Genomic DNA, 8101 nt, shown 5'->3' on the forward strand with positions numbered 1-8101 from the left:
GGGGTGGCTGGAATTGTTGCGCGCCATAGCGAGGGGCTTTGTTTGTTTAAGGGGGTGGCGGATGCGTATAAAAGTTTGGTGAAGCGCATGTTTTTTTAAAAATGTGGTGGGGATGATGGTGAGAGCTGTTGGGTGTGTTATGCGTGGTGCGTATGCGCCCTTGAGGATGGCTTGGATTGTTGTGCTGTGTATGTGGATGTGAGGGGAGCCCCCCCCCATGGATTTTGCCTCTTGAAAAGAGGGGTGTTTTGTTGCATGGTCAATTTTCCTTAAATGGCTTGATGAGCGAATAATTTGATGGGGGCGGCCATGGCATTGCGCGGAATTTTGTCTTTAAAGAGTGGGGTTTTTTGTTGCATTGTGCTTGCTGTCTTTGGGGCTGTTTATGAGGAAATGAAGGCGTTGGGGATGACGTGGGACGTATTTTTACGGGCTTTGGCATTTTATGGTATTCCCGGCATTCTCCTTATGGTGGGGTATGAAGTACTGCAGCGGCGCGGTGTAAAGAAGTTTTTTTTCTTCAAGATTCTGTTGTTTGGTTTCATTTTTGTTGCTCTCACTAATTTTATTTATAAGCAAGCGGAGCATTTGGGCATAACTTGGCTTTGGTTCTCCAATCGGTGGGTGTTTGATGTCCTTTGGGGTCTTGTTCTTGGACTTGTTTTTGCACTTATTGATCGAGGGGCAAAACGCTTTGGTATAACTTGGTTTGATTTTCTTTATGTGGGAGGGGAGAGTTCGGTTGTGCCGCAAGCCTTGTTTTGGAAAAGAATGGCAATTGGCTGCATTGTCCTCCTTTGCTTTGTCTGTGCTCTTGTGGCTGCCCAAGCATTTCTGTTTGACAAGGAGAAAATGTTGGGGCTCGTTTGTATAGAGTCGTGTTTTCGGCAATGGTGAATAGAGTGTGGGGGGTGAATAGAGTATGGGGGGTAAATAGAGTGTGGGGGGTGAATAGAGTGTGGGTGAAATTGTCCTTGGATTTTGCCTCTTGGAGAGAGAGGGGGGCATTGTGAACGTTTTTTGGGGCGATTTGCTGGAGGAGGGCGTTGATGCTACTTGATGGGTTATTTTTGCTGTTATTGGTCTGCATTTTGGCTGTTGGCTTGGTTTTTCTTCATAAGGCGGCTGCGCGCCGCGGGGTGAAAGGCTGGATGTTTTTTGGCAGGTGGGTGCTCTTTTATGGCGTGATTGCTCTTTACCTTGGTTTTATTTGTGCAGGCGTGGGGAGAAACGCTGTGAGCGGGGAGCTATTGTTGAAGGGAGCACTGTTTTCTTGCAGTTTTGCTGTTATCCTTGGTTTGCTGCATGGGGGCGTAAAAAGTCTGCCTGTTGCTTGGGCTGGGTTCGTGAAGGTGATCCTCTTTTGTGGCATGATAGGGGTTATTCTGTGGCTTTTTATTGTGGGCGTCAGCGATATGAATAGCGTAAGAGGCATGTTCTTGAAGGTGTTGGTCTTGGCACTCTTGTTGAAACTGCTCTTGGGGTTCTTTATACGCGCGCATCGTGATACTCTGGTACAGAGAGTGTTGCGTGTTTTGAATCTTTTGCTGTTTGGCTGTATTTTGGCTTTTGTCCTTTTCTTTGTTTCTCTGGGAGCAGAGCGTTTGGGTTGGAGTTGGCTTTGGTTCTCAAATCAGAATGTATTGATCTTCATTTGTGGATTTCTTGCTCCTTTGATTTGTCAGGGAATGAAGTCTGCGCGTGTTCTATGGGCTTGGTTCTTGAGGTAGGTGGTGTTTTTCTGTCTTATGGGCGTGACCTTTAACTTTACTGTAGGCTATTGGGGATATTGATGTCGAACGATTTGTTTTTTTTTGATGTTGTTGGTGTTTGCTTGCATTTTGGCTGTTGGCTTGCTTTTTCTTCATAAGGCAGCTGCGCGCCGTGGGGTGAGAGGCTGGCTGCTTTTTTGGAGATGGGTGGTCTTGTATGGCTTGATGGCTCTTTATCTTGGTTTTATTTGTGCAGGTGTTAGAAGTGTCCCTGTGAGCGAGGCATTATTGTTGAAAGGGGCGGTATTTTCTTGCATTTTTACCGCTGTCCTTGGTGTGATGCATCTCAGCGTAAAAAGTCTGCCTGTGGTTTGGGCTGGTGTTTTAAAGGTGATGGCGTTTTGTGGCATGATAGGGCTTATCCTGTGGCTTTTTGTGGTGGGCGTCGGCGTTATGAATAGCACCAGAGGGCTGTTCTTGAAGGTGTTGGTCTTGGCACTCTTGTGGAAATTGCTCTTGGGGTTCTTTATACGCGCGCAGAGCGATACTCTGGTGCAGAGGGTGTTGTATGTTTTGAATTATTTGCTGTTTATCTGCATTTGGGTTCTTGTCCTTTCCTTTGCTTTTCTGGGAGCAGAGCGTTTGGGTTGGAGCTGGCTTTGGTTCTCGAATCAGGATGTATCGTCCATTATGAGAATAAGTCTCTTTCTTTTGATTTTTCAGGGAATGAAGTCTGCGCGTGTGATGGCGGGACGTTTTTTAAAAAAAAGTGAGGAGAGGCGTTAAAGATAACGTCGAGGAAAAGATTGTTCAAAAGAACAGCGATAGCGGTAGGTTTGGGGATCAAACCAAAGACCGATTTTGCCTTCAAAATCACCAGAACGTTGTTTGGCAATATTCATAATGACACCGGGGCGTTTGACTAAATCGGCTTTTTCTTGCGCTAGCGAGGCGGCAAAAATTTTATCTTCTAAAGACCGATTGCGCCAAATGGTGATGATGTTAAAAGCATTTGCCCCAATTTCTGAGGCGCCTTTAATATCTTCTGTTCCGGGGATATCTTTATCCAGTCCCCCTTTGCGGGCATGGGCGACAAGATGAATATGTACAGTGTTTAAAACAGCCCAATCCACCATTTTATAAACCGCTTGTTCTTGCCCTGCATAATCATCAGAGGCAATGCCAAGCCGCATGAGACTGTCGATAATAAATTGATCACACCCATAGCGCGCACGACAATAGTCAAAAACATCAAGCAACGTGTCAACACTCGATTTGCCAACATGTTCATAAAGAATAAGCCCATCGTCTAAAAAATGCAAAATGCGTTCAATGGTCTCTTTTGTAGGCTTTTCTAAGCCGCCTGTTTGTTTGGTTAAACGCCGAAGCGACTGTTCTCCTTTCATCTCTAGCGAGGCTAAGCAAAGGCGACTGTTTTGCGCAATCCAATGGGGAATACAGTCGGATAACAATTGGCTTTTGCCCGCACCACTCGCCCCGCTCCACAGCGTTAATTCGGCAGGGCGAAAATGCAATTTATCTTTAAGTTTAGGATAGGGAACCGTATAGCCAAGATGTTTTTCAGGCTCTGGCCAAAAAAGCCCAATCACTTGATCTTTATAGTCTGAGGCGCGCCGTAAACCTTCTGGGGCAAAGCTTTTGGCACAAGTAAAAGCCGCTTTTATGGTGGCTGCATCAATCCCTGTGGTTAAACACTCATTGGCATCTTTGCGGGGTAAGCGAACCCGGTAGCAACGATGACGCCCAAGCCTGCTGGCAATTTCAAGAGCGGCTTCTTCTCCGGGTTGGTCCATATCGGTGGCTAAAAAAATGGTTTCAAACGCTTCTAAATGATCAAATTCATTTTCAATCCAGTTGTGCTTGCCTCCCTTTCCACCGCCAAAGGGGACAGAAACCGCTGGATAGCCATAGGCGGCAAGCGATAGCGCATCAATTTCTCCTTCTGTGATGACAATTGTCCGGTTTGTTGAAGAAAGCGTGGGAAACAACGCGGGGTCTGTGGACACATGTTGAGGCATCTGTGTGGCGCTGTGGGGTGTGGGCGCGGGTTGAGAGGTGTGCGTGGTGGTGTGGGTTGTGGGCGTGGGGGAAGAGGTGTGCGTGGCGGTGTGGGCTGTGGGCGCGGGTTGAGAGGTGTGCGTGGCGCTGTGGGGTGTAGGTGTGGGCTGAGAGGTGTGCGTGGCGCTGTGGGCTGTGGGTGTGGGTTGAGAGGTGTGCGTGGCGGTGTGGGGTGTGGGCGTGGATTGAGAGGTGTGCGTGGCGGTGTGGGGTGTGGGTGTGGGCTGAGAGGTGTGCATGGTGCTGTGGGCTGTGGGTGTGGGTTGAGAGGTGTGCGTGTGGGCTGTAGGGTAAAGGGCTTGCCAACCAAATAAAATCGGTTCACACTGGGCTGCTGTGGGTTTTGTTTTGGCGCCTGCTTGTGCAAGCCGTTCTTTGACTAAAGCAAGGGTGCCATCGGGTTTATAAAAGGGGAAAATGATTTTTTCACCTTCTTCTCCTATGCGGTAGCGCTTGATAATCTCTAGAGGGATATGGCGTTCCTTGTGGAGATAGTTTTTGACGCAATTTTGTGGGGGGTGACTTTTAGGAACCGGTGGACGGCGGTAGGAGCGTTGGGGAGCCATAAAAGGTTTGGGGCGTGTGAGATTGAGAGCTGCGCGTGCTTCTTCGAGTGCTTGAGAGAGGCTAATACCTTTGACTTCACACCAAAGGTCTAAAATATCGCCTCCGATACCTTCTGCAAAATCATACCAAAGCCCTGCTTTACTGCCGCTTAAGCAAATCGATAAACTTTGACCAGGCTCACCGCGTGTGTTGCCAACAATCCAATGGTTGCCACGTTTGTGCCCTTGGGGAAGAAGCATTTCTACTATCCGATCAGCTTGGGCGATAAGTTTTTGTTTGATTTCAAAAATTGTGCTCATGGTTATGCGCGATCTTATGCGTTTTGGGATTTTATTTTGCTGTTCTCGCCATACAATCTTATGGCGAAATCTGTAGCGCTATGGCGCTTGCCAATCTGTTTTGTGGGCTTCTTTGCCGCTCTTGGCTTGCCAATAGTCGCGAAACTTCTTGGCTTGCCAATGGGCTTGGCTCTCACTTAAATCTTCTAACAGGGCTGCCTTGCTGTCTGTTTGCCTTTGTGAAAAGCAGAACCCTTGCCGGTTGGTGGTGGGGCAAGGTGTGTGGGTGACAAGAGAAGGTGGGGCGGTTTGCGGGTGTTGTTTGAAGGGTGTGCACGTTGTTTGATCCTTCTAACAGGGCTGCGTTGCTATCTGTTTGCCTTTGTGGGAAGTGGAGCCTTTGCCGGGGAGTGGGGCAAAGTGTGTGGGTGACAAGAGAAGGGGGGCGGTTTGTGGGTGTTGTGTTCCTTTGTGTGGAAAAGATGAGGCATGTGGGGGATCACGCTGTTATGATGAGAACTGTGTGGGGGATGATGATGCGTTTTATGGTGGCTACTTTGCCTGTTGTTTGGGCGCCCCTTGGTCTGTCCAGAGTTGTTTTGCCTAATGAGATTTTGTTTATGGTTTTGAAACATGAGCGCCCTCCGCGTTTGTTGGTGTGAGAAAAGGGTTGGACCATGTGATGTCAATAGTCGTCGCTATAGTTGATCAGACTGCGGTAAAGGTTCTCGTTGCTCTCAGAGGAGTGTGGTGAGATGCTTTCCTGTTTTTTCTGTTCTAACCGTTCGATCTCACGGCGAAACCAGTTGCGCCATGTGGCTTGCCAATCTGCTTTCAAGGCTTCTTTGCCGCTCTTGGCTTGCCAATAGTCGCGAAACTTCTTGGCTTGCCAATGGGCTTGGCTCTCACTTAAACCTTCTAAAACAGCTGCTTTGATGTCTGCTTGCCAAGTTTCAGGAAGGCGGTGCCCTTTGATAATGCTGGAGGGAGTGGTTTTTTGTGGAACATTTGCTGTGAGAGGGGCTTCTCGCAGCTCTGCTTGGGAAGCGGTGGTGGCGCTGTTTTCATGCTTTGTTTCTGCCGGTGAGGAGTCGGCTCGTGAGGCGGTGAAAGTCAAAGTGGGAGACGGCGCACTTTGTTTAAGGCTCTCTTTACAAGAAAGGTCCACTGCTTTCTCATCAAAACCCCTATTCTTTTCAAAAACACCGATAGGTGTTTCCTTTTCTTCTTCTGCCTTTTGAGCTTCTGAGCTTTGTTGATCATCTTTTGTGTGCTCGTTAAGCAGTTGTTGAATCTCAGCATTGATTTTCTTGCGCTTTTTTGCCGAAGAACGACCCGCAAAGGATTTTTTTTCAAGCAATTTTTCACGCTCTTGAAAAACATTGTCGCAACGCTGGTTCCATAAGCCATTGGCTAAATTTAAAACCTTACCTTCTCGAATGAGCATCCCTAAGACATTAACAAAAGTTCGCTTGTCACAACCGCAAAGACGCGCTAAACGTTCTTCCGATATTTCTAGAGGACGACCGCGTGCATACATTTCATTGAGAAGAATCGTATAAATTCCAATCTCGTGTGCCCGCATGCCACGAACACCGCCTAGAAAATCATTTTGGTACCAACAAACATATGGAAGCTTAGACGATTCATAGTGAGGAGTTTCTAGTTGATCAACGTGTTTCATACGGCAATCTACTTTCTTCTTTCTTATACAGTTTCATTGACGATAAAAGCGCAAACAGAAATTTAGCTTGTGTTGCCTGTGGCTCTGCTTAGTAACGACTAAGAGACTTCTTTTATGATGTTTATCAATGAGTGGGTGCGCTTGAAGGGCATGAAAACTTAAAACTTGAGATGATAATGATGGAAAAAATAAAAAGGACAACACTTCTCAATGGATTAGTTTTTGGAAGTGATCTTTTGTCTTTTGTGGCGTGGTTAAAGTGTTTTTATGAGCAAAAAATGATTTTTTATTCCCCCCTAAAAAATAAAATTTGTTTCCTTAATTTTATCCTTTTTAGAGGATATTGCAAGCCCGTTTTGTAAAAAGGACGTGTTTTTTTAAAAAGACGCGCTATATGGTGAAATTATGAATATCGATGGTTGGCGTAAAAGATTAAGGACCGCTTTGGAAAAAAGTGGACGATCAAAAAGATCTATCTCACTCGCTGCCGGTAAAGGCGCGGGATATCTTCATTCTATCCTTTCTGAAGGAAAAGAACCAACAATCGAATCTCTCTCGCGAATTTGTCACGAAATTGATATCAGTATGAATTATATTCTTTACGGAAAAGGGGCGAGCCCTGAAGATAAAGAATTTATAGAGCTTATTTCAAAGCTTTCTCCTGAAGAGAGACAGGCGATTTTAACTCTTTTGCGGCGACCCGTTGACGAAGCTCCAAAATAATCTCTTTTTGTGCTTTTAAATCAAGACGACTCCAGTATTCTATTAATATCATATCACTCATTTTATCTCTCCAGTGTGTTTATCGTTGCAATTAAGTGAGAACAAATAGAGAACAAAAAAGAAAATGAGGGGAAAAAGAAATAGCAGATCTTTATTTATATGTGTCATTTGAACCCCGCAAAGACTTAAAATATATCTTTTATGAAGGATAAAATGCTTGACATCTCTCCTATAGAGGAGATAAGACTAACGCTATATTTGATCTTGTCAAGATGAAGCTCTGCTTTATCAACTATCTAAAGGGGGAGAATCATGAAAAATATTCCATTCGTTAAAGAGGATGAAATTGTTATCATTCTTTGTGAAGATGAAAAGCCCGATAGCTATGAAGGACCTATCGAAGAAATCGAAGAAGTGCTCGAACTCATTGAAGAATCTGAAACTGTTTATAAAGTTTTACGATTTGATCTTACAACAAATCATGCTGAAGATGTGAGCGAACAAATCGCTGATTGTTATGTCGAAAATTATGAAATAAGCGAAGAAAATACCCACTTGCAGCCCTTCATTTTGAATAGTGAAGCCTATCATGCCTGTTTAAATGAAAGAGTGGTAAGCGATTATGAAGATAATCTTTATGGCTCTTATGAAAAACAGCATCGTCTACGCCCTTGTGATGTCTTGTCAGACTATTGGTGGTAATCATGCCAAGTTATCTCAAGACGTCTTATAGAGGCTTTCCCCTTTATTATGCTGGAAAGACTCGAAATTTAATCAGACTTGAACCACAAAAACACAATGCTGTTCTTTTCATATCGCAAGAGGTGGCTCTGTCTATGGCAAAAAGCTTGGCGGAAGAACATTGCACCTATGATTTTTCTGTCGTGCAATAGCAGCATGGGAAAAAAGCTCTTCCCCACTTGATGGTGGGGAAGTTGACGGGAAAGTTGAAGACCTCCTGTGTTTTTTCACGGGAGGGGTGTGCGTTTTCGTTTTGAGAGATGGGGGGCTGTTTGGGGGCAGGCGCTGTTTGGGGCTGATGGTGTTGGGAGGGCGAT

9 protein-coding genes and 1 pseudogene are annotated in these 8101 nt (G+C 45.5%); 7 read left to right on the forward strand and 3 right to left on the reverse strand.

The window, feature by feature from the left end; translation table 11 throughout:
- Window positions 1-309: 309 nt before the first annotated feature.
- The 3 genes from FS875_RS10685 to FS875_RS08775 all read left to right on the forward strand — a co-directional run bounded on the left by FS875_RS10685 (window position 310) and on the right by FS875_RS08775 (window position 2498).
- Window positions 310-897: a hypothetical protein gene (locus FS875_RS10685; protein ID WP_246067894.1), complete on the forward strand. Its 588-nt coding sequence runs from the start codon at window positions 310-312 to the stop codon at window positions 895-897.
- Window positions 898-1049: 152 nt separating this feature from the next.
- A complete protein-coding gene (locus tag FS875_RS08770) occupies window positions 1050-1730 on the forward strand; it encodes a hypothetical protein (RefSeq protein WP_144755753.1) in 681 nt (226 codons plus the stop codon).
- 111 nt (window positions 1731-1841) lie between these two features.
- Window positions 1842-2498, forward strand: coding sequence for a hypothetical protein (locus FS875_RS08775; RefSeq protein WP_246067895.1), 657 nt, complete (start codon window positions 1842-1844; stop codon window positions 2496-2498).
- Here FS875_RS08775 and FS875_RS08780 read toward each other — a convergent pair.
- On the reverse strand, window positions 2495-4657 hold the full coding sequence (locus tag FS875_RS08780) for a bifunctional DNA primase/helicase (RefSeq protein ID WP_144755759.1): 2163 nt from the start codon (window positions 4655-4657) through the stop codon (window positions 2495-2497). The two genes, FS875_RS08775 and FS875_RS08780, sit on opposite strands and share 4 nt — an antisense overlap.
- Before the next feature lie 84 nt (window positions 4658-4741).
- Window positions 4742-4870, reverse strand: a pseudogene (locus FS875_RS11015) (YdaU family protein); the annotation flags it as partial.
- A gap of 188 nt (window positions 4871-5058) precedes the next feature.
- Between FS875_RS11015 and FS875_RS08790 the strand changes: the two are divergent.
- Window positions 5059-5298, forward strand: a complete 240-nt coding sequence (locus FS875_RS08790) for a hypothetical protein (protein ID WP_144755765.1) — start codon at window positions 5059-5061, stop codon at window positions 5296-5298.
- A 23-nt stretch (window positions 5299-5321) separates the two neighbouring features.
- Here FS875_RS08790 and FS875_RS08795 read toward each other — a convergent pair whose 3' ends face one another.
- Window positions 5322-6320: a YdaU family protein gene (locus FS875_RS08795; protein ID WP_144755768.1), complete on the reverse strand. Its 999-nt coding sequence runs from the start codon at window positions 6318-6320 to the stop codon at window positions 5322-5324.
- 405 nt (window positions 6321-6725) lie between these two features.
- On the opposite strand from FS875_RS08795, the gene FS875_RS08800 reads away from it, so the two are divergent.
- The 3 genes from FS875_RS08800 to FS875_RS08810 all read left to right on the forward strand — a co-directional run bounded on the left by FS875_RS08800 (window position 6726) and on the right by FS875_RS08810 (window position 7936).
- Window positions 6726-7043: a helix-turn-helix transcriptional regulator gene (locus tag FS875_RS08800; RefSeq protein ID WP_144755771.1), complete on the forward strand. Its 318-nt coding sequence runs from the start codon at window positions 6726-6728 to the stop codon at window positions 7041-7043.
- 312 nt (window positions 7044-7355) lie between these two features.
- Entirely contained in the window at window positions 7356-7745 is a 390-nt protein-coding gene (locus FS875_RS08805) for a hypothetical protein (protein ID WP_144755774.1), read from the forward strand.
- A 2-nt stretch (window positions 7746-7747) separates the two neighbouring features.
- Window positions 7748-7936, forward strand: a complete 189-nt coding sequence (locus FS875_RS08810; RefSeq protein WP_144755777.1) for a hypothetical protein — start codon at window positions 7748-7750, stop codon at window positions 7934-7936.
- The last annotated feature ends 165 nt before the right edge of the window (window positions 7937-8101 follow it).

The organism is Bartonella saheliensis (assembly GCF_902162175.1).